Consider the following 19,171-nt stretch of genomic DNA (forward strand, 5'->3'; position numbering starts at 1 on the left):
CCCTGGACGCCCCCGGTTCCGGGGGGATCGCGCCGGGTTCCGGGGTGAAACACCGCGTGCGGGCCCAACCAGCGGCCCCCCCCGGGGGCGGTGGCCGCGGCCCGGGCCGCGAAGACGACGGGAGCCCCGACGGTGGTTGCGAAGAAGACCCCTGGCACGGCCACGGCGGCCGGGAAGCCCACCGCGCTCCCCAAGGCGCGGATCTCCGCGGTGGAGCCCGGCGAGCTCGCGGTACGCCCCGGTGAGGACCCCTGGACCCCGGAGGAGGTCGCGGCCGCACGCGCGGAGCTCCAGTCCGAGGCGCTGCGGCTGAGCACCGAGATCACGTCGTCGGAGGAGTCGCTCGCCGGCCTGATGCGCGACTCCGGGGACGGCGCGGGCGACGACCAGGCGGACACCGGCACGAAGAACATCACCCGCGAGTCGGAGATGGCGCTGGCGGCCAACGCGCGCGAGATGCTCGTCCAGACCGAGCGCGCCCTGGAGAAGCTCGACGCGGGCACGTACGGGCTCTGCGAGAGCTGTGGCGAACCCATCGGCAAGGCCCGGATGCAGGCCTTCCCGCGCGCCACCCTGTGCGTCGAATGCAAGCAGAAGCAGGAACGCCGGTACTGAACGGCGTGGGAGGGCTCCTGCGCACGTGAATGCCGGGAGGTGTGACGTACCCTCGTCCTCAGTCAGGCACCTAGGTCGAGGGACTCACTCACGTGGCAGAGGCGGAGCGCATCATCGGTACGCCGGATTCCCCAGGAGCGGCGGGGTCCGAGCCGGAGCAGTCCGACAGGAACACGACGCCGGGCGACCGCGCCGGGTCCGGCGAGCCGTCCCCGGCCGAGCGGTCCGGGACGGACGACGGAACGGCGGCCCAGCGGCCGAAGGGCAAGCGCAGGATCGCCGTCCTGTTCACCGTCGCCGTGCTGGCGTACGCCCTCGACCTCGGCAGCAAGCTGCTCGTGGTCGCCAGGCTTGAGCACCACGCGCCGATCGAGATCGTCGGGGACTGGCTGAAGTTCGAGGCCATCCGCAACGCGGGCGCCGCCTTCGGCTTCGGCGAGGCGTTCACGATCATCTTCACGATGATCGCCGCGGCGGTGATCATCGTGATCGCCCGGCTCGCGCGCAAGCTCTACAGCCTGCCCTGGGCCATCGCGCTCGGCCTGCTGCTGGGCGGTGCGCTGGGCAATCTCACCGACCGGATCTTCCGCTCGCCCGGCGTCTTCGAGGGCGCGGTCGTCGACTTCATCGCCCCCAAGCACTTCGCCGTCTTCAACCTGGCCGACTCGGCGATCGTGTGCGGCGGCATCCTCATCGTGCTGCTGTCCTTCCGCGGGCTGGACCCCGACGGGACCGTGCACAAGGACTGACGAGGGCCGACAGGCCCCGACGAGCCCCGACAAGCCCTGGCAGGCACCGGCGCGGACCGGCCGCCGGGGCTCGTCGGGGCTCTCTCGTGGGCACTGGCGTTCGGTCTCTGGTCAGGGGCTGTCCGACCGGTCCGGCATACTCGACGGGTGAGCACCGTTCCCGAGATCCGTACCCTGCCCGTGCCCGACGGCCTGGAGGGCGAGCGCGTCGACGCCGTCATCTCCCGGATGTTCGGCTTCTCCCGCACGAAGGCCGCCGAGCTCGCCGCGGCGGGGAAGGTCACGGTCGACGGTTCGGTGGTCGGCAAGTCCGAGCGGTTGCACGGCGGCGCCTGGCTGGAAGTCGAGATGCCGCAGGCTCCCGCCCCGGTGCAGATCGTCGCCGAGCCCGTCGAGGGCATGGAGATCGTGCACGACGACGATGACGTGGTCGTGATCGTCAAGCCGGTCGGCGTCGCCGCGCATCCCAGCCCGGGCTGGTCGGGACCGACCGTGATCGGCGGTCTCGCGGCCGCCGGGTACCGCATCTCCACCTCGGGCGCCTCCGAGCGCCAGGGCATCGTGCACCGGCTCGACGTGGGCACCTCCGGCCTGATGGTGGTCGCCAAGTCCGAGTACGCGTACACGTCGCTCAAGCGCCAGTTCAAGGAGCGCACGGTCGACAAGCGCTACCACGCCCTCGTGCAGGGCCACCCGGACCCGACGAGCGGCACCATCGACGCCCCCATCGGCCGGCATCCGAACCACGACTACAAGTGGGCGGTCACGGCCGAGGGCAAGCCGTCGGTCACGCACTACGACCTGGTGGAGGCGTTCCGCGCGGCCTCCCTGCTCGACATCAAGCTGGAGACCGGGCGCACCCACCAGATCCGCGTCCACATGTCGGCCCACCGTCACCCGTGCGTCGGGGACCTGACCTACGGCGCCGACCCCACGCTCGCGAAGCGTCTGGGCCTCACCCGGCAGTGGCTGCACGCGGTCCGGCTCGGCTTCGAGCACCCGGGGGACGGCCGGTGGGTCGAGTTCGGGTGCGAGTATCCCGAGGACCTGCAGAAGGCTCTCGACAAGGTGCGTGAGGAGAGCAACGCATGACCGTCCCGTACACGCTGCGGGTGGCCGGGGACGCCGCCGACCGCGAGGCGTGCTTCGCGGTGCGCAAGGAGGTCTTCGTCGCCGAACAGGGCGTCAGCGAGGACATCGAGTACGACGCCTACGACGCCGGGGCGCTGCATGTGCTGGCCGTCCGTGACGACGGCACGCCGCTGGGCACCGGGCGGCTCCTGCACGGCGAGGACGCCGTCGCGAAGACCGGCGGCGACCCGCGGGTGGGCTCGCTGGGCCGGCTCGCCGTGGCCAAGGAGGCGCGCGGGCTGGGCGTGGGGGTCGCGCTGGTCGGCGCCATCGAGGACGCGGCACGCGCGCGTGGGCTCACGGCGGTGGATCTGCACGCGCAGACGCATGCGCTGGGCTTCTACGAGCGGCTCGGATACGTGGCGTACGGCGAGGAGTTCCTCGACGCGGGGATCGACCACCGGGCGATGCGCAAGACCTTGTGAGAGGTGTCCGGGAGGGCCTGCCAGGCGGGCATCGCCGTAGCGGCGTGGCAGGCTTGGGGTCCGGCCCCTCCTTGATCGCCTAGACCTCGCGGAGCGCTGACCGTGGATCAGTTGGCCCTGTTGTTCGTGCTGTTGCTCGGGGCCGTGGTGAGCGTCCCGGTGGGGGACCGCTGGAAGCTGCCGGCGCCGGTGCTGATGACGCTCCTCGGGATCGTGCTGGCCGTACTGGACTTCGTGCCCAATGTGGACATCCGGCCGGACCTGATCCTGCCCCTGCTGTTGCCGCCGCTGCTGTACGCGTCGGTGCGGCGGACCTCGTGGCGACAGTTCACCGCCAACAAGCGGCCGATCTTCCTGCTGGCCGTGGCCCTGGTGTTCCTCACCACCGCGGCGGTGGCGGTCGTCGCCAACACGATCGTGCCGGGGCTGCCGCTCGCCGCCGCCGTGGCGCTGGGCGCGCTCGTAGCGCCACCCGACCCGGTCGCGGCCACCGCCGTCGCGGGCCAGCTCGGACTGCCCCGCCGCCTGGTGTCGATCCTGGAGGGCGAGGGGCTCTTCAACGACGTGACGGCCATCGTGCTCTACCACGTCGCGATCGCGGCCGCCGTGAGCGGGTCCTTCTCGCCGTGGCGGGCCGGGCTCGACCTGGTGCTGTCCGCGGTCGTCGCGGTCGCCGCCGGAGTCGGCCTGGGGTGGGCGGCGAACAAGCTGATGGACATGCTCGGCGACGCCACACTGCAGATCGGGCTGACCCTGCTGGTGCCCTACGCCGCGTACGTACTGGCGGAGGAGCTGCACGGCTCCGGGGTGCTCGCGGTGCTCACCACCGCGCTCTTCCTGGCGGAGTACGCGACCGACGCCGACGACGTCATGACACGGCTCGCCGGGCACACGTTCTGGGACGTGGTGGACACGCTCGTCACCGGCGTCGCGTTCGGACTGATCGGGCTGGAGCTGCACAACGCGATCCGGACGGCGGCCGGCCGGTGGGGCGAGATGCTCGGGTGGTCGGCCGCGATCGTCGCCGTCGTCGTGCTCGTACGGCTGGCGTGGCTGCTGCCGGCGACGTGGCTGACGAAACGGCTGCACGCGAAACGGGACTACGACGAGGAGATCCCCACCTCGTGGCGGGAGACCGTGGTGATGTGGTGGTCGGGGATGCGGGGGGTGGCCTCCGTGGCCCTCGCGCTGGCGGTTCCGCTGAAGATGGACGACGGGTCGCCGTTCCCCGACCGGGACGAGATCGTGTTCATCGCGTTCGGCGTGATCATGGCGACGCTCGTGCTCCAGGGGCTCACGCTGCCGTGGCTCGTCAGACGGCTCGGGGTGCGGGCCGACGAGGATGTCGAGAAGGCCTTCGAGAAGGAGCTGGCGATCCGTGCCGCCAAGGCCGCGAAGCGGCGGCTGAAGGAGATCGAGGAGGTCGAGGAGCTGTCGGAGGAGGTCTCCGAACAGCTGTTGCGGCGGGCTTTCGACATCGGGACGCGGATCAGTCCGGACCTGGGGGACGAGGAGCGGCGCGAGGCGTACGAGCAGCGGGCGCGACGGATGAAGCGGATCCGCCGTATCCAGGGGGAGATGATGAGCGCGGCCCGGCACGAGGTGCTGTCCGCGCGCAGTGAGCCGGGCGCGGACCCGGAGATCGTGGACCGGGTGCTGCGCCATCTGGACGTGCGCAGTCTGCGCTGACGACGCGCCGGCCCTGGGGCCCGTCCTCCCGCCCGATACCCGTCCGTCTCCGGTTCGTCGGATGGGGCGGGAAGCCTGGGGGCCTCGCTCGCGGCGGCCGCGGGCGGGAGATCGGGTGGCCGGTGGGGTCAGCCGCGTCCCGGACCGGTGCGCGGAGGGCCGGCGGTGTGGGCGTGGCTGTGGCGGGTGGTCGCCGCGCCGTCGGGCTCGGTGCGGGTCGGGCCGGGGAGCTGCCCCGGCGGCAGCACCGCCTCCGCCGTGTTGACGCGGGGGAGGGCGTAGGGATGCTTCTCGGCCAGCCAGCGGATCATCTGCTCGCGCACCGTCACCCGTACCGTCCAGATGTCGTCCGCGTCCTTGGCCGTGACCAGGGCGCGCACCTGGATGGTGTTGGGCGTCGAGTCCGTGACCGCCAGACCGTAGTCACGGCCGTCCCAGGCCGGGCACTCGCGCAGGATGTCCCGCAGCTTCTCCCGCATGACCTCCACCGGCGCGCTGTGGTCGAGGTGGAAGAAGACGATGCCGGTCATCTGCGGGGTGCCGCGGGACCAGTTCTCGAAGGGCTTCGAGGTGAAGTACGACACCGGCATGGTGATCCGGCGCTCGTCCCAGGTCCGGACCGTCAGGAACGTCAGAGTGATCTCCTCGACCGTGCCCCACTCGCCGTCCACCACGACCGTGTCCCCGAGACGCACCATGTCGCCGAAGGCGATCTGGAGCCCGGCGAAGAGATTCGCCAGCGTGGACTGGGCGGCGACACCGGCGACGATGCCGAGGATGCCGGCCGAGGCGAGCAGTGAGGCGCCGGCCGCGCGCATCGCCGGGAAGGTGAGCAGCATCGCGGCGATCGCGACCACACCGACGACGGCGGTGACCACCCGCTGGATCAGCGCGACCTGGGTGCGCACCCGGCGCACCCGCGCCGGATCGCGGTGGGCGTTCGCGTAGCGGGAGTACGAGGTGTCGACGACCGCGGTCGCGATGCTCACCACCAGCCAGGCCGCGGCGCCGATCAGGATGAGGGTCAGGGTCCTGCCGATGCCGACCCGGTGCTCCACCAGCAGCTTCGCCTGGTCGTACGAGCCTCTCAGCAGAGCCGCGAACAGGACCAGCTGGAAGGGGATGCGGCCGCGGCGGAGCAGTCCCCACAGGGAGGTCTCGCTGTGACGGTCGTCCACCCGGCGCAACAGGCGGTCCACGGACCACCCGATGAGCAGTGCGAGGACGACCGAGCCGCCGACGACGATCACCGGGCGCAGTACGTTCTCCATGCCTGAGAACGTAACCGGCCAGAGGCACTCATGAACATGTGTTCTCGCGAGCGAACGGGGTACGCCCCGTGCCCGTCGCTGTCGGTGCCGGCTGGCACCATGGGACGCATGACCATCATGCTCTTTCACTCGACGCACGGTCTGCGGCCTGCGGTGCGCGCGGCGGCGGACCGGCTGCGGGCCGCGGGACACGAGGTGTGGACGCCCGACCTCTTCGAGGGGCGCACCTTCGAGACCGTGGAGGAGGGCATGGCCTTCAAGGACGAGATCGGCAAGGTCGAGCTGCTCAAGCGGGCGGTCCTGGCCGCCGCGCCCTATTCGGACCGCGGTCTGGTCTACGCCGGGTTCTCCCTCGGCGCCTCCCTCGCGCAGACCCTGGCCCTCGGCGACGAGAAGGCCCGCGGGCTGCTCCTGCTGCACGGCACGTCGGACATCGCGGAGAACGCGTCGGTGGACGAGCTGCCGGTCCAGCTCCATGTCGCCGAGCCCGACCAGTTCGAGACGGACGACTGGCTGGGCGCCTGGTATCTGCAGATGCGGAGAGCGGGCGCCGACGTGGAGATCTACCGGTACGCGGGTGCCGGCCACCTCTACACCGACCCCGAGCTGCCCGACTACGACGCCGAGGCGGCCGAGGCCACCTGGAAGGTGGCGCTCGGCTTCCTCGACAGCCTCTAGCCGTAGCCGTAGCCGTAGCCGTAGCCGTAGGCCTGTTCCGGCGCCGGCGCCGGAACAGGCGACCCGTGGCTAGACCGGGTCGTAGGTCCGTTCCACCGTCTGCGATCCGCTCGGCGTGCGGTACGAACGGGCCCAGGACGAGGTGGCGTTCGGGTTCGCGCGGTCGGAGATCACGTAGTAGTCCATCTGCGCCCGGGCGGGGGTGACGTCCAGGACGCCGTACCCGTGGCGGTCGGTGTCGACCCAGTGGACGTGCCAGTTCGCCGCGCGGATGACGGGGGAGGCGATCGCCGAGACGACGCCCTCGGGGACCTTGACGATGTCGTCGAGGTTGTCCGAGGTCATCGAGGTGACCACGAACTCCGTGGCGGCGGAGGGGGACAGCGGGTAGGTGCCGGCGTCCACCGGCACGTCGTTGGCCCACGCCATGTGGATGTCACCGGTCAGGAAGACCGTGTTGCGGATGGCGTGGGAGCGCAGGTGCGCGAGGAGTTCACGGCGGTCGTCGGTGTAGCCGTCCCACTGGTCGGTGTTGAGGGCGATGCCCTCCTGGGGCAGACCGAGCAGCTTGGCGAGCGGTTTGAGCAGGTCGGCGGAGAGGGATCCCACCGCGAAGGGCGAGATCATTACCGAGTTGCCGACCAGCCGCCAGGTGGTGTCCGAGGCCTTGAGCCCGGACTTCAGCCAGTCGAGCTGCGCGCGGCCGGTGATCGTACGGTCCGGGTCGTCGACCGAGCCGCTGGCCGTGGACGCCTGCTGGGACCGGAACGAGCGCAGGTCGAGCAGGGAGAGGTCGGCGAGCTTGCCGAAGCGCAGCCGGCGGTAGGTGGTGCCCTCGATCGCCGGGCGGACCGGCATCCACTCGAAGTAGGCCTGCTTCGCGGCGGCCTGACGTGCGGTCCAGGTGCCCTCGGCGCCCTCGGTGTGGTTGACGGCGCCGCCCGACCAGGCGTTGTCGGCGAACTCGTGGTCGTCCCAGATCGCCACGACCGGCGCCTTGTGGTGCAGGGCCTGGAGGTCCGGGTCGGTCTTGTAACGGCCGTGCCGGGTGCGGTAGTCGGCGAGGGTGAGGATCTCGCCCGCGGGGGAGTGCGGCCGTACGACGGTGCCGCGGGTCCCGTACTCGCCGGACTTGTACTCGTAGATGTAGTCGCCGAGGTGCAGCCAGGCGTCGAGGTCGCCCCGGGCCGCGAGGTGGCGGTACGCCGCGAAGTAGCCGGCCTCCCAGTTGGAGCAGGAGACCACGCCGAAGCGCAGGCCGGCCACGGAGGCGTCGGCGGCCGGGGTGGTGCGGGTGTGGGCGACGGGGGAGTCGGTGCCGCCCGCCGAGAACCGGAACCAGTAGTCGGTGGCCGGTTCCAGGCCGCGGATGTCGGCCTTGACGGTGTGGTCGGAGGCGGCCGTCGCGGTGAGGGAGCCCTTGGCGACGACCGTGGTGAACGCCTTGTCCTTGGCGACGGTCCAGCTGACCTCGGTGTCCGGGCCGATGCCGGAGCCCGGTATCGCCGCGGAGGTGGGGGTCACCCGGGTCCACAGCAGGATGCCGTCCGGGAGCGGGTCACCGGAGGCGACGCCGTGCAGGAAGGCGGGAGCCTCGGCGGCGCGGGCCGGCAGGGCGGCCGCGAGCGGGGCGGCGAGAACGGCGGTGGCGGCCGCGGCCTTGACGACCGTACGGCGGCGCGGGGCGCGGGAGTTGACGGCGCCCGAGGGGTCGGATGAGCTCAAACGACTGGTCACGAGCGGTCAGGTTACCGACCGGTACGCACAAAGAGCGGGCGAACCGAGAAAGTTCGCCCGCTCTTCGGCTGTTGGACAATTTCGGCCTGGCGCCTCGCCGCGGGCGGCGCCCCGACCGGTCGGTCCGAGGGGTCAGGCCGCGAGTGCCTTGTCGATGGCCGTCGTGAAGTCGGCGACGGTCATCGGGGCGTTCTTGCCGTCGGAGCCCGTCAGCGTCTTGCCGTCCATCTTCAGGGTCGGGGTGCCCTGGACGCCGCTCTTGTTGAACTTCTCGGACATGTCGAGCGCCCACTTATCGTAGGTGCCGTCCTTCACGGCCTTCTGGAAGGCCGCGTTGCCCTTGAGGGCGGAGACCGTGTCCGCGACCTTGATCAGGTAGTCGTCGCTCTTGAACTTGTCGTCCGTCTCCTCCGGGTGGTACTTCGCCGAGTACAGCGCGGTCTTGTACTCGAGGAAGGCCTCGGGGCTCACGTTCAGCGCGGCGCCCATGGCGCTGAGGGCGTTCTTCGAACCCTCACCGGGGCTGCCGTTGTCGATGAACGTGGCGCCGACGTACTCGATCTTGAACTTGCCGTCGTCGAAGTCCTTCTTGACGGTGCTGCCGACGGTCTGCTCGAACTGGGCGCAGATCGGGCAGCGGGGGTCCTCGTACATCACCAGGGTCTTCTTGGCGGTGCTCTTGCCGAGCACGACGGTGGTGCCGTCGGCGCCGGTGGTGTTGGCCGGCTTGACGAGCTTGTCGTCCTTGGCGGCCTCCCAGTACCCGGGCTTGTTGTTCTGTACGACCGCGTAGCCGACGCCGCCCGCTATCGCGAGGACGGCGACGATGCCGCCGGCCACGATGGCCTGGCGCTTGATCCTGTCGCGCTTGGCCTGGCGCTCGCGCTCGATGCGCAGCTTCTCGCGCGCCGCCGACTTGGCCGCCTGGCTGTTCCGCTTGCTCATGTTGGTGATCTCCATGGGGGCGCGTACTCGTCGTACGCGGGATACGTAAGGGGGACCGCTGGTGCTCAGGTGCTGTCGCTCAGGTGAGAGCGGCCGAGCGGGGCGGGCCACGCCGTCCCAGTGAGTGCACGAACAGGCGGGTACGGGCGGGGGCGCTCCGGCGCGCGGGGCGCGGGAGCCGGCGTACCGGGGTCAGCCGCACGGTCACCGCGGCGACCGCGATCAGCAGCGGCCGGAAGGTGGACGCGGCCACGGCCCGCAGCAGCTGGTCCAGCGCTCGCTCGCCGCGGCGCAGCCAGGCGGCGGCGAGCAGCCCGACGCCGACGTGCGCGGCGAGCAGCAGCCAGGCGGCGGCCGGGTCGGTGTGCACGAGCAGGCCGGCGGCGCGGTCGCCGCTGCCGCCGGTCACGCGGGCCAGCGGGGCGCCCACGCTGCCGCCGCACAGCACGTCGAGGCCGACGGCGCGCAGCGGGCCCGCGACCGGGCCGCCCGCCCTGCCGTAGCAGACGTGCTGGCCCGTGGTGAACACCGTGTCGGCGGCCAGCTCCAGCGGGACGAGCAGGGCCGCGATCCGCCCGAAGCCGCGCTCGCGGCCCGCCAGCGCGTACGCGATGACGAAGACGGCGGCGCTGATCGCGGCCACGGTGCCCAGCGGCAGCGCGACCCGGGACAGCAGCACGTGCGACGCGGCGGAGAGCGTCACGACGACGGCCGTGAACAGTGCCGCGCGCACGGCTCTGAGCTGGGTCCCGGATATGTCCATAGCGGAGCCGAGTGTCCCACGGGCTCCCGTAAGAGCCCCCTAAAGGGTTCCTATGCGTTACGGGAGCGTTGTGAGTCCGTCGTCCGGCGTGCCTACAGGCCGGGGATCCGGCCGTTGCGGAACAGGTCCACGAAGATCTGGTGGTCGCCGCGCGCGCGTGCGCCGTAACTGTGCGCGAAGTCGACCAGGAGGGCGGCGAAGCCCTCCTCGTCGGCCGCGATCGCCGCGTCGATGGCCCGCTCCGTGGAGAACGGGACCAGCTCCGAGTGGCCGCTCTCGTCGTCGGCCGCCGCGTGCATCGCGGCCGTGGCCCGGCCGAGGTCCGCGACGACCGAGGCGATCTCCTCCGGGTCGTCGATGTCGCTCCAGTCCAGGTCCACCGCGTACGGCGAGACCTCGGCGACGAGCTGGCCCGCGCCGTCCAGCTCGGTCCAGCCCAGCCACGGGTCGGCGTGCGCCTGGAGCGCGCGCTGGGAGATCACCGTGCGGTGGCCCTCGTGCTGGAAGTAGTCGCGGATCGAGGAGTCCGTGATGTGCCGGGAGACGGCCGGGGTCTGGGCCTGCTTGATGTAGATCACGACGTCGTTCTCGAGCGCGTCGCTGTTGCCCTCCAGCAGGATGTTGTACGAGGGCAGACCGGCCGAGCCGATGCCGATGCCGCGGCGGCCGACGACGTCCTTCACGCGGTACGAGTCGGGGCGGGCGAGCGAGGACTCGGGGAGCGTCTCCAGGTAGCCGTCGAAGGCGGCGAGCACCTTGTAGCGGGTGGCCGCGTCCAGCTCGATGGAGCCGCCGCCGGGGGCGAAGCGGCGCTCGAAGTCACGGATCTCGGTCATCGAGTCGAGCAGCCCGAAGCGGGTCAGCGAGCGGGCGTCGCGCAGCGCGTCCAGCAGCGGGCCCTCGGCGGTGTCGAGGGTGAAGGGCGGCACCTCGTCGCTCTTGGCGCCGGTGGCGAGGGAGTGGATGCGCTCGCGGTAGGCGGTCGCGTACACCGTGACCAGCTCGGTGATCTGGTCGTCACTGAGCGCCTTGGCGTAGCCGATGAGCGCCACGGAGGCGGCGAAGCGCTTGAGGTCCCAGGTGAAGGGGCCGACGTACGCCTCGTCGAAGTCGTTCACGTTGAAGATCAGACGGCCCTGGGCGTCCATGTACGTGCCGAAGTTCTCCGCGTGCAGGTCGCCGTGGATCCACACCCGGGAGGTCCGCTCGTCCAGGTACGGGCCGCCCCGCCGGTCGGCCTCCAGGTCGTGGTAGAAGAGCCCCGCCGTGCCCCGGTAGAACGCGAAGGCGGAGGCCGCCATCTTGCGGAACTTCACGCGGAACGCGGCCGGGTCGGCGGCCAGGAGCTCGCCGAAGGCGGTGTCGAAGACGGCGAGGATCTGCTCGCCGCGTTGCTCGGCGCTGAGCTGCGGGACCGACATCGCTGGGTGCCTCCTGGTGCAGGTGGTGCGTGACATGAGGGAAGGACGACAGGGCCGCCCACCCGGGACGGACGTCTTCGTCCTCCCAACGGACGAAGGTACGCGGGAGTGCCCGCGTTCCCCGCACGAAGGTACGGCCGATCCGGCCGCCCGTCACCCGGCCACCACCGTCTCGCGGCGCCTGCGGGCACCTCGCGTCGCAGTGTTCATCTCGGCTGTCAGTCGCGCGTCATAGACTTCGACGCTGTCCCCCCAGACTGTCGCCGATCGTTCTTCTTGGAGGCCGAAACCGTGTCGAAGCCGCCGTTCACGCACCTGCACGTCCACACCCAGTACTCGCTGCTGGACGGTGCCGCGCGGCTCAAGGACATGTTCGATGCCTGCAATGAGATGGGCATGACACACATCGCCATGAGCGACCACGGCAACCTGCACGGGGCGTACGACTTCTTCCACACGGCCAAGAAGGCCGGCGTCACGCCGATCATCGGCATCGAGGCGTACGTCGCCCCGGAGTCCCGGCGCAACAAGCGCAAGATCCAGTGGGGCCAGCCGCACCAGAAGCGCGACGACGTGTCCGGTTCCGGCGGTTACACCCACAAGACGATCTGGGCCGCGAACCGGACGGGACTGCACAACCTCTTCAAGCTCTCCTCGGACGCGTACGCCGAGGGCTGGCTCCAGAAGTGGCCCCGGATGGACAAGGAGACCATCTCCCAGTGGTCCGAGGGGCTCATCGCCTCCACCGGCTGCCCCTCGGGCGAGCTCCAGACCCGGCTGCGCCTCGGCCAGTTCGACGAGGCCCTGAAGTCGGCCGCCGAGTACCAGGACATCTTCGGCAAGGACCGCTACTTCCTGGAGCTGATGGACCACGGCATCGAGATCGAGCGCCGGGTCCGCGACGGCCTCCTGGAGATCGGCAAGAAGCTCGGCATCCCGCCCCTGGTGACCAACGACTCGCACTACACGTACGCGCACGAGGCGACCGCGCACGACGCCCTGCTCTGCATCCAGACCGGCAAGAACCTCTCCGACCCGGACCGCTTCCGCTTCGACGGCACCGGCTACTACCTGAAGACGACGGACGAGATGTACGCCGTCGACTCCTCGGACGCCTGGCAGGAGGGCTGCGCCAACACCCTCCTGGTGGCCGAGCAGATCGACACCACCGGCATGTTCGTCGAGAAGAACCTCATGCCGAAGTTCGACATCCCGGACGGCTTCACCGAGGTCACCTGGTTCCAGGAGGAGGTGCGCCTCGGCATGGAGCGCCGCTTCCCCGGCGGCGTCCCCGAGGACCGCCAGAAGCAGGCCGAGTACGAGATGGACGTCATCATCCAGATGGGGTTCCCGGGGTACTTCCTCGTCGTCGCCGACTTCATCATGTGGGCCAAGAAGCAGGGCATCGCGGTGGGCCCCGGCCGTGGCTCCGCCGCCGGCTCGATCGTCGCGTACGCCATGGGCATCACGGACCTCGACCCGATCCCGCACGGACTGATCTTCGAGCGGTTCCTCAACCCCGAGCGCGTCTCCATGCCCGACGTCGACATCGACTTCGACGAGCGTCGGCGCGTCGAGGTGATCAGGTACGTGACCGAGAAGTACGGCTCCGACAAGGTCGCCATGATCGGCACGTACGGCAAGATCAAGGCGAAGAACGCCATCAAGGACTCCGCGCGCGTGCTGGGCTACCCGTACGCCATGGGAGACCGGCTCACCAAGGCGATGCCCGCCGACGTCCTCGGCAAGGGCATCGACCTGAACGGCATCACCGACCCCTCGCACCCCCGCTACAGCGAGGCGGGCGAGATCCGGGCGATGTACGAGAACGAACCGGACGTGAAGAAGGTCATCGACACCGCCAAGGGCGTCGAGGGCCTGGTCCGGCAGATGGGCGTGCACGCGGCCGGCGTCATCATGTCCAGCGAGCCCATCGTCGACCACGCACCGGTCTGGGTACGGCACACGGACGGCGTGACCATCACGCAGTGGGACTACCCGCAGTGCGAGTCGCTCGGCCTGCTGAAGATGGACTTCCTCGGCCTGCGCAACCTGACGATCATGGACGACGCCGTCAAGATGGTGAAGTCCAACAAGGGCATCGACCTCGACCTGCTGGCCCTCCCGCTCGACGACCCGACGACCTTCGAACTCCTCCAGCGCGGCGAGACCCTCGGCGTCTTCCAGTTCGACGGCGGCCCCATGCGTTCCCTGCTGCGCCTGATGAAGCCCGACAACTTCGAGGACATCTCCGCCGTCTCGGCGCTCTACCGTCCCGGCCCGATGGGCATGGACTCGCACACGAACTACGCGCTCCGCAAGAACAAGCTCCAGGAGATCACCCCCATCCACAAGGAGCTGGAGGAGCCCCTCCAGGAGGTCCTGGCGGTCACCTACGGTCTGATCGTCTACCAGGAGCAGGTGCAGAAGGCGGCCCAGATCATCGCGGGGTACTCGCTCGGCGAGGCCGACATCCTGCGCCGCGTGATGGGCAAGAAGAAGCCCGACGAACTGGCGAAGAACTTCGTCCTCTTCCAGAAGGGCGCCCGGGACAAGGGCTACAGCGACGAGGCGATCCAGGCCCTGTGGGACGTGCTGGTCCCCTTCGCCGGCTACGCGTTCAACAAGGCGCACTCGGCCGCGTACGGGCTGGTCTCCTACTGGACCGCCTACCTGAAGGCCAACTACCCGGCCGAGTACATGGCCGGCCTGCTCACCTCGGTCAAGGACGACAAGGACAAGTCCGCGATCTATCTCAACGAGTGCCGGCGCATGGGCATCAAGGTGCTGCCGCCCAACGTCAACGAGTCCGAGCAGAACTTCGCCGCCCAGGGCGACGACGTGATCCTCTTCGGCCTCTCCGCCGTCCGCAACGTCGGCACGAACGTCGTCGAGTCGATCATCAAGAGCCGCAAGGCCAAGGGGAAGTACGCCTCCTTCCCCGACTACCTCGACAAGGTCGAGGCCGTCGCCTGCAACAAGCGCACCACGGAATCGCTCATCAAGGCGGGCGCGTTCGACACCATGGGGCACACCCGCAAGGGCCTCACCGCGCAGTTCGAGCCGATGATCGACAACGTGGTGCAGGTCAAGCGCAAGGAGGCCGAGGGCCAGTTCGACCTCTTCGGTGGCATGGGCGACGAGGACACCAGCGAGCCCGGCTTCGGGCTCGACGTCGAGTTCACGACCGACGAGTGGGACAAGGCCTACCTGCTCGCCCAGGAGCGGGAGATGCTCGGTCTGTACGTCTCCGACCACCCGCTCTTCGGTCTGGAGCACGTGCTGTCCGACAAGGCCGACGCGGGCATCTCCCAGCTCACCGGCGGCGAGCACGCCGACGGTGCCGTCGTCACCATCGGCGGCATCATCTCCGGTCTGCAGCGCAAGATGACCAAGCAGGGCAACGCCTGGGCGATCGCCACCGTGGAGGACCTCGCGGGCTCCATCGAGTGCATGTTCTTCCCCGCGACCTACCAGCTGGTGTCCACCCAACTCGTCGAGGACGCGGTCGTCTTCGTCAAGGGGCGCCTCGACAAGCGCGAGGACGTGCCGCGCCTGGTCGCGATGGAACTCCAGGTCCCCGACCTGTCCAACGCGGGCACCAACGCGCCCGTGATCCTCACCATCCCGGCGCTCAAGGTCACTCCGCCGATGGTCAGCAGGCTCGGTGAGATCCTCAGCCACCACCGGGGCGAGAGCGAGGTGCGCATCAGGCTCCAGGGCCCGCGCAAGACCACCGTCCTGCGGCTCGACCGGCACCGGGTGAAGCCCGATCCGGCCCTCTTCGGGGATCTGAAGGTCCTGTTGGGCCCGTCCTGCCTGGCGGGCTGACACCCGCGAAGGCAGAGGTACGCGAGGGGCGCATCCAAGACCGGATGCGCCCCTCGGTGTGTGCCTGGGCTTCAACAGCCCTTAGGCGTGGCCTCAGTTGTGGCCGAAGCGCTTCTGGTGCTTGCGGGCTACGTCCGCGGGGCTGCCCTGCGCCTGCGACATCGGCGTGTGCGCCTCCGTCGAGGAGCGCTGCGCCTGCTCCTGCGCGCGTTCGGTCTGCGAGGAGCGGTCCTGCTGGCTGCCCTGCTTGCGGTTCTTGTTCTTGGCCATGGTGATTGCCTCCTGTGGGGCCCGAGGGGTCAGGGCCGGATCCAGATTCACATAGCCTGACAACCAGTGCATTTCGGAGAATTACCGTGCGTAATAAGCCCTGTCGGAGCGTTATCTCCTGATACGCCACGCCGAAGATCGAGTTCGGGCCGTTAACCTCCGCGGCGTCGGGCAGACTCGAAGGAAGCCCGAAGCAAACCTCCCGGAAACCGGAAAGAGGGTGGACCCGTGGACCGCTGCATCGTCCTGGTGGACGCCGGGTATCTGCTCGGTGCTGCCGCCAGTCTGCTGGCCGGGGAGCCCTCGAGATCCCGGATCACCGTCGACCATGGCGCCCTCATCCAGGGGCTGCGCGAGCGGGCCGAATCCGACACGGAGCGGCCCCTGCTGCGTATCTACTGGTTCGACGGCGCCCCCGACCGCGTACCGCAGCCGGAGCACCGCAGGCTCAGGGTGATGCCGCGGGTGACGGTACGCCTGGGCGCGCTGACCCGCAGTGACGGGCGGTGGGCGCAGAAGGGCGTCGACGCCGCCATGCACGCCGAGCTCACCGAACTCGCCCGAAACCGCGCCTGCTCCGACGTGGTCCTGGTGACCGGTGACGGGGATCTGCTGCCGGGCATGATGGCCGCCAAGGAACACGGCGTCGCCGTCCACCTGTGGGCCGTACAGGCCGCGGACGGGGACTACAACCAGTCCGAGGACCTGGTCGCCGAGGCCGACGAGCGGCGGGTGCTGGACCGGGCCTGGATCACCAAGGCCGTACGGGCCAAGGAGACCGGCGGGATCTGCGCCCCGCAGCCCGCGCCGCGTCCCGAGATCGCCGCGATCCTCTCCGCGCCGCTGCCGGACTCCCCGCTCGGCGGCTCCGCGGAGCGGGCCGCCCGCGTCGCCCAGGAAGCGGAGCACGGCCCGGCCGCCGAGTCGCAGAACGGCGCCGAGGAGCGGGTTCCCGCCCCCAAGGGCGTCCCCACCCCCAAGGACCTCGCCGCGCTGCGCGCGCCGGGCGTCCAGGCCGTCCAGCCCCCCAGCAGCGCCACCCTGCGCTGGTCCTCCGACAAGGGGTGGATCGAGCGTCCGGGCGGCATCACGGAGTCCGCCGAGGCCGCCGCCCTGCCCACGCTCGCCCAGCTCACCTCCGCCGAGCAGCGCTGGGCCGACCGGGAGGAGGACATCACCACGGTCGGCGGCGACCCGTACGAGGTCGGACAGGTCTTCGCGCGCCGCTGGATGGGACGGCTGGCGGACCAGAGCCATCTTCAGAAGCTGTCCGCGATGTACCCGCGCGTCCCCCACCGCGTCGACGGCGAGCTGCTGCGCTACGCCGCGCGGTTCGGGCTGCTCGCGCACAAGGACGACCAGATCGACGAGCACGACCGCTATGCCATCAGGGCGGGCTTCTGGCGCGAGATCGACGTGCGTACGGCCGCGGAGCACGCTCCCGCCGGGGAGTGAAACGGCGAGCCGTCGAACCCCCGCCGCGCCGCCGTCCGCTGTTCCGCCGCGGTGGGCGGGAGCCGGCCCCGTGGTCGTCCGCGCCTCCGAAGGAGACCGGTGGGTCCGGGGCCGTGGAGTCGCCGGCGGAGCGCATGCCGGGCTCGAGACTCGCTCCAGCGTCCCTCGGGACCGGGCTGAGGCGAGGGCCCCGGGCTCATAACGGGGCATCGGACCCCGTAGGCTCGTCCTTCGTGAGTACGCGCACGGCACAGGCAGTCCGGAACGGACACGGGGGCGGTCTCGTGTGCGCGGTGCGCGCGCTGACCAAGACCTACCCGGCCGTCCGCGGACGCCGGGGCGCCCCCGGCACGCCCGAGGTGCGGGCCACCGACGGGGTGCGGCTGGACATCCGTCGCGGTGAGATCTTCGGACTGCTCGGGCCGAACGGCGCCGGCAAGTCGACCCTCGTCCGTCAGCTCACCGGACTCATGCGACCTGACAGCGGCAGCGTCGAGATCCTCGGACACGACATCGTGCGCCACCCCGAGCGGGCGGCGCGCATCCTCGCCTACCTCGGACAGGAGTCCACCGCCCTCGACGAGCTGACCGTGTCACTGGCGGCGGAGACCACTGGGCGACTGCGCGGACTGGAGCTGCGTGAGGCCCGCGCCGAGCGGGACGCCGTACTCGACGAGCTGGGACTGACTCCGCTGGCCTCCCGCCCGCTGAAGAAGCTGTCGGGCGGGCAGCGGCGGCTCGCGTGCGTCGCCGCCGCCCTGGTCGGGGAGCGGCCGCTGCTGGTCCTCGACGAGCCGACCACCGGAATGGACCCCGTCGCCCGGCGGGCCGTCTGGGCCGCCGTCGACCGGCGCCGGGCCGAGCGCGGGACGACCGTGCTGCTGGTCACCCACAACGTCATCGAGGCGGAGACCGTCCTCGACCGGGTCGCCGTCCTCGACCGCGGCCGCGTCATCGCCTGCGACACCCCGGCCGGCCTGAAGGAGCGGGTCGCGGGCGAGGTCCGGGTCGAGCTCGTCTGGCGCGAGAACGCCCCGCTGGACGTGCCCGAGGTCGCCGCGCTGCGCTCCAGGGCCGTCGAGTCGGGCCGCCGCTGGACCCTCCGGCTCGCGCCCGAGGAGGCCCGGGCGGCGGTCGCCACGGTCACCGGCGGCGCCGCCTTCGCCGCGCTCGACGACTTCACCCTGGCCACGCCGAGCCTGGAGGACGTGTATCTGGCGCTCGGCGGCGACACACAGGGACTGGTGAAGGCATGAGCACGAGGGGCCTGGAATCCGTAGGGGAGTCCGTACGGACGGGGAGGGGCGTCATGGGCGTGCGCAACAGGGACAGGACGGCTGCCGGAGCGAAGAGGAGCAGCTCGACGTGAGTGTCGTACCCGCCGAGGTGCTGCCGGGCAGCGCGCTGTCCGTGGCCGAGGAGATCGGTGACGCCGTGGAACTCGGGCCGAGGGCGCGGCTGTGGCCCTCCCTCGCCGCCGTGTACCGGGCGCAGCTGTCCCGGGCACGCGTGGCGCGGATCCCGCTGCTGTTCGTGGCCACCTTCCAGTCCGTCGGGATCATGATCCTGATGCGGGGTGTGGTGGACGGCGGGGGCGAGGCGCGGGCCGTGGTGGCCGGGGCGACGGTCCTGGTGGTCGCCTTCGTCGCGCTCAACCTCCTCGCGCAGTACTTCGGGCACCTGCGGTCCAGCGGCGGCCTCGACCACTACGCGACCCTGCCGGTGCCGCCGGCGGCCGTCGTGCTCGGTGCCGCGGGCGCGTACGCGTCCTTCACCGTGCCCGGGACCGTCGCCACCGCCGTCTTCGGCTGTGTGCTCTTCGGTCTGCCGATGGCCCACCTGTGGGTGCTCGTGGCGGTGATCCCGCTCGCGGGCGCGGCGCTGGCCGGGCTGGGGGCGGCGCTCGGGCTGCTCGCGCCGCGGCCCGAACTCGCGACGCTGCTCGGGCAGCTGGGCATGTCCGCGGCGCTGCTGCTGGGGGTGCTCCCGGCCGACCGGCTGCCGACGGCCGTGCAGTACGGGCGTGACCTGCTGCCCTCGACGTACGGCGTCGAGGCCTTCGCGCGTACTTTCGGGGCGCATCCGGACTGGACCTTCGTCCTCGGTGACCTCGCCGTCTGCGCGGGCGTCGGGGTCGCCTCGCTGGCCGTGGCGACCTGGGCGTACCGCCGGGCGGCCGTCCGGTGACGCG

16 protein-coding genes are annotated in these 19,171 nt (G+C 70.9%); 10 read left to right on the top strand and 6 right to left on the bottom strand.

Annotated elements, in window-relative coordinates:
- The first annotated feature begins 132 nt into the window (after positions 1 to 132).
- The 5 genes from ACFV2J_RS18590 (at position 133) to ACFV2J_RS18610 (ending at position 4,609) form a co-directional block, all read left to right on the top strand.
- On the top strand, positions 133 to 615 hold the full coding sequence (locus ACFV2J_RS18590; RefSeq protein ID WP_385439570.1) for a TraR/DksA family transcriptional regulator: 483 nt from the start codon (positions 133 to 135) through the stop codon (positions 613 to 615).
- 92 nt (positions 616 to 707) lie between these two features.
- A complete protein-coding gene (gene lspA / locus ACFV2J_RS18595; RefSeq protein ID WP_385084967.1) occupies positions 708 to 1,364 on the top strand; it encodes a signal peptidase II in 657 nt (218 codons plus the stop codon).
- A gap of 147 nt (positions 1,365 to 1,511) precedes the next feature.
- On the top strand, positions 1,512 to 2,456 hold the full coding sequence (locus ACFV2J_RS18600) for an RluA family pseudouridine synthase (protein ID WP_385084965.1): 945 nt from the start codon (positions 1,512 to 1,514) through the stop codon (positions 2,454 to 2,456).
- Positions 2,453 to 2,920 carry a GNAT family N-acetyltransferase gene (locus ACFV2J_RS18605; protein WP_385084963.1) on the top strand — a complete coding sequence of 156 codons (468 nt, stop codon included), beginning with the start codon at positions 2,453 to 2,455 and terminating at the stop codon, positions 2,918 to 2,920. Before ACFV2J_RS18600 ends, ACFV2J_RS18605 begins: the two co-directional genes overlap by 4 nt.
- Before the next feature lie 102 nt (positions 2,921 to 3,022).
- Complete coding sequence (locus ACFV2J_RS18610) at positions 3,023 to 4,609, top strand: Na+/H+ antiporter (protein WP_385084961.1); 1,587 nt, start codon at positions 3,023 to 3,025, stop codon at positions 4,607 to 4,609.
- 128 nt (positions 4,610 to 4,737) lie between these two features.
- Here ACFV2J_RS18610 and ACFV2J_RS18615 read toward each other — a convergent pair whose 3' ends face one another.
- Positions 4,738 to 5,880 carry a mechanosensitive ion channel family protein gene (locus tag ACFV2J_RS18615; RefSeq protein WP_385084959.1) on the bottom strand — a complete coding sequence of 381 codons (1,143 nt, stop codon included), beginning with the start codon at positions 5,878 to 5,880 and terminating at the stop codon, positions 4,738 to 4,740.
- A gap of 108 nt (positions 5,881 to 5,988) precedes the next feature.
- Between ACFV2J_RS18615 and ACFV2J_RS18620 the strand changes: the two genes are divergently transcribed.
- Positions 5,989 to 6,558: a dienelactone hydrolase family protein gene (locus ACFV2J_RS18620; protein WP_385439577.1), complete on the top strand. Its 570-nt coding sequence runs from the start codon at positions 5,989 to 5,991 to the stop codon at positions 6,556 to 6,558.
- Between the two features lie 69 nt (positions 6,559 to 6,627).
- On the opposite strand, the gene ACFV2J_RS18625 is transcribed toward ACFV2J_RS18620, so the two are convergent.
- The 4 genes from ACFV2J_RS18625 to ACFV2J_RS18640 form a co-directional block, all read right to left on the bottom strand.
- Entirely contained in the window at positions 6,628 to 8,295 is a 1,668-nt protein-coding gene (locus ACFV2J_RS18625) for an alkaline phosphatase D family protein (RefSeq protein WP_385084955.1), read from the bottom strand.
- 132 nt (positions 8,296 to 8,427) lie between these two features.
- Positions 8,428 to 9,240 (bottom strand): DsbA family protein, encoded by an 813-nt coding sequence (locus ACFV2J_RS18630; RefSeq protein ID WP_385084953.1) that lies wholly within the window; start codon positions 9,238 to 9,240, stop codon positions 8,428 to 8,430.
- Between the two features lie 79 nt (positions 9,241 to 9,319).
- Positions 9,320 to 10,003 (bottom strand): hypothetical protein, encoded by a 684-nt coding sequence (locus ACFV2J_RS18635; RefSeq protein WP_385439582.1) that lies wholly within the window; start codon positions 10,001 to 10,003, stop codon positions 9,320 to 9,322.
- Between the two features lie 92 nt (positions 10,004 to 10,095).
- Positions 10,096 to 11,424, bottom strand: a complete 1,329-nt coding sequence (locus tag ACFV2J_RS18640; protein ID WP_266698530.1) for a DUF2252 domain-containing protein — start codon at positions 11,422 to 11,424, stop codon at positions 10,096 to 10,098.
- A 291-nt stretch (positions 11,425 to 11,715) separates the two neighbouring features.
- Between ACFV2J_RS18640 and dnaE the strand changes: the two genes are divergently transcribed.
- Positions 11,716 to 15,255 carry a DNA polymerase III subunit alpha gene (gene dnaE / locus ACFV2J_RS18645; protein ID WP_385084949.1) on the top strand — a complete coding sequence of 1,180 codons (3,540 nt, stop codon included), beginning with the start codon at positions 11,716 to 11,718 and terminating at the stop codon, positions 15,253 to 15,255.
- A 93-nt stretch (positions 15,256 to 15,348) separates the two neighbouring features.
- Here dnaE and ACFV2J_RS18650 read toward each other — a convergent pair whose 3' ends face one another.
- A complete protein-coding gene (locus ACFV2J_RS18650; RefSeq protein ID WP_385084947.1) occupies positions 15,349 to 15,525 on the bottom strand; it encodes a hypothetical protein in 177 nt (58 codons plus the stop codon).
- Positions 15,526 to 15,753: 228 nt separating this feature from the next.
- On the opposite strand from ACFV2J_RS18650, the gene ACFV2J_RS18655 reads away from it, so the two are divergent.
- The 3 genes from ACFV2J_RS18655 (at position 15,754) to ACFV2J_RS18665 (ending at position 19,167) form a co-directional block, all read left to right on the top strand.
- Entirely contained in the window at positions 15,754 to 16,980 is a 1,227-nt protein-coding gene (locus ACFV2J_RS18655; RefSeq protein WP_385084945.1) for an NYN domain-containing protein, read from the top strand.
- 284 nt (positions 16,981 to 17,264) lie between these two features.
- The gene (locus ACFV2J_RS18660) at positions 17,265 to 18,236 is read left to right on the top strand and encodes an ABC transporter ATP-binding protein (RefSeq protein WP_168533531.1); all 972 of its coding nucleotides are present in this window, start codon (positions 17,265 to 17,267) and stop codon (positions 18,234 to 18,236) included.
- 109 nt (positions 18,237 to 18,345) lie between these two features.
- Positions 18,346 to 19,167 carry an ABC transporter permease gene (locus ACFV2J_RS18665; protein WP_385084943.1) on the top strand — a complete coding sequence of 274 codons (822 nt, stop codon included), beginning with the start codon at positions 18,346 to 18,348 and terminating at the stop codon, positions 19,165 to 19,167.
- Positions 19,168 to 19,171: the final 4 nt, after the last annotated feature.

Origin of the sequence: Streptomyces sp. NPDC059668 (assembly GCF_042734135.1) — a bacterium.
Lineage (GTDB): Bacteria > Actinomycetota > Actinomycetes > Streptomycetales > Streptomycetaceae > Streptomyces.

Bases quoted from the DNA above. Each gene is read 5' to 3' on its own strand.
- ACFV2J_RS18605 (WP_385084963.1), top strand. From the start codon at position 2,453: ATGACCGTCCCGTACACGCTGCGGGTGGCCGGGGACGCCGCCGACCGC.
- ACFV2J_RS18630 (WP_385084953.1), bottom strand. From the start codon at position 9,240: ATGAGCAAGCGGAACAGCCAGGCGGCCAAGTCGGCGGCGCGCGAGAAG.
- ACFV2J_RS18620 (WP_385439577.1), top strand. From the start codon at position 5,989: ATGACCATCATGCTCTTTCACTCGACGCACGGTCTGCGGCCTGCGGTG.
- ACFV2J_RS18650 (WP_385084947.1), bottom strand. From the start codon at position 15,525: ATGGCCAAGAACAAGAACCGCAAGCAGGGCAGCCAGCAGGACCGCTCC.
- ACFV2J_RS18640 (WP_266698530.1), bottom strand. From the start codon at position 11,424: ATGTCGGTCCCGCAGCTCAGCGCCGAGCAACGCGGCGAGCAGATCCTC.
- ACFV2J_RS18635 (WP_385439582.1), bottom strand. From the start codon at position 10,003: ATGGACATATCCGGGACCCAGCTCAGAGCCGTGCGCGCGGCACTGTTC.
- ACFV2J_RS18615 (WP_385084959.1), bottom strand. From the start codon at position 5,880: ATGGAGAACGTACTGCGCCCGGTGATCGTCGTCGGCGGCTCGGTCGTC.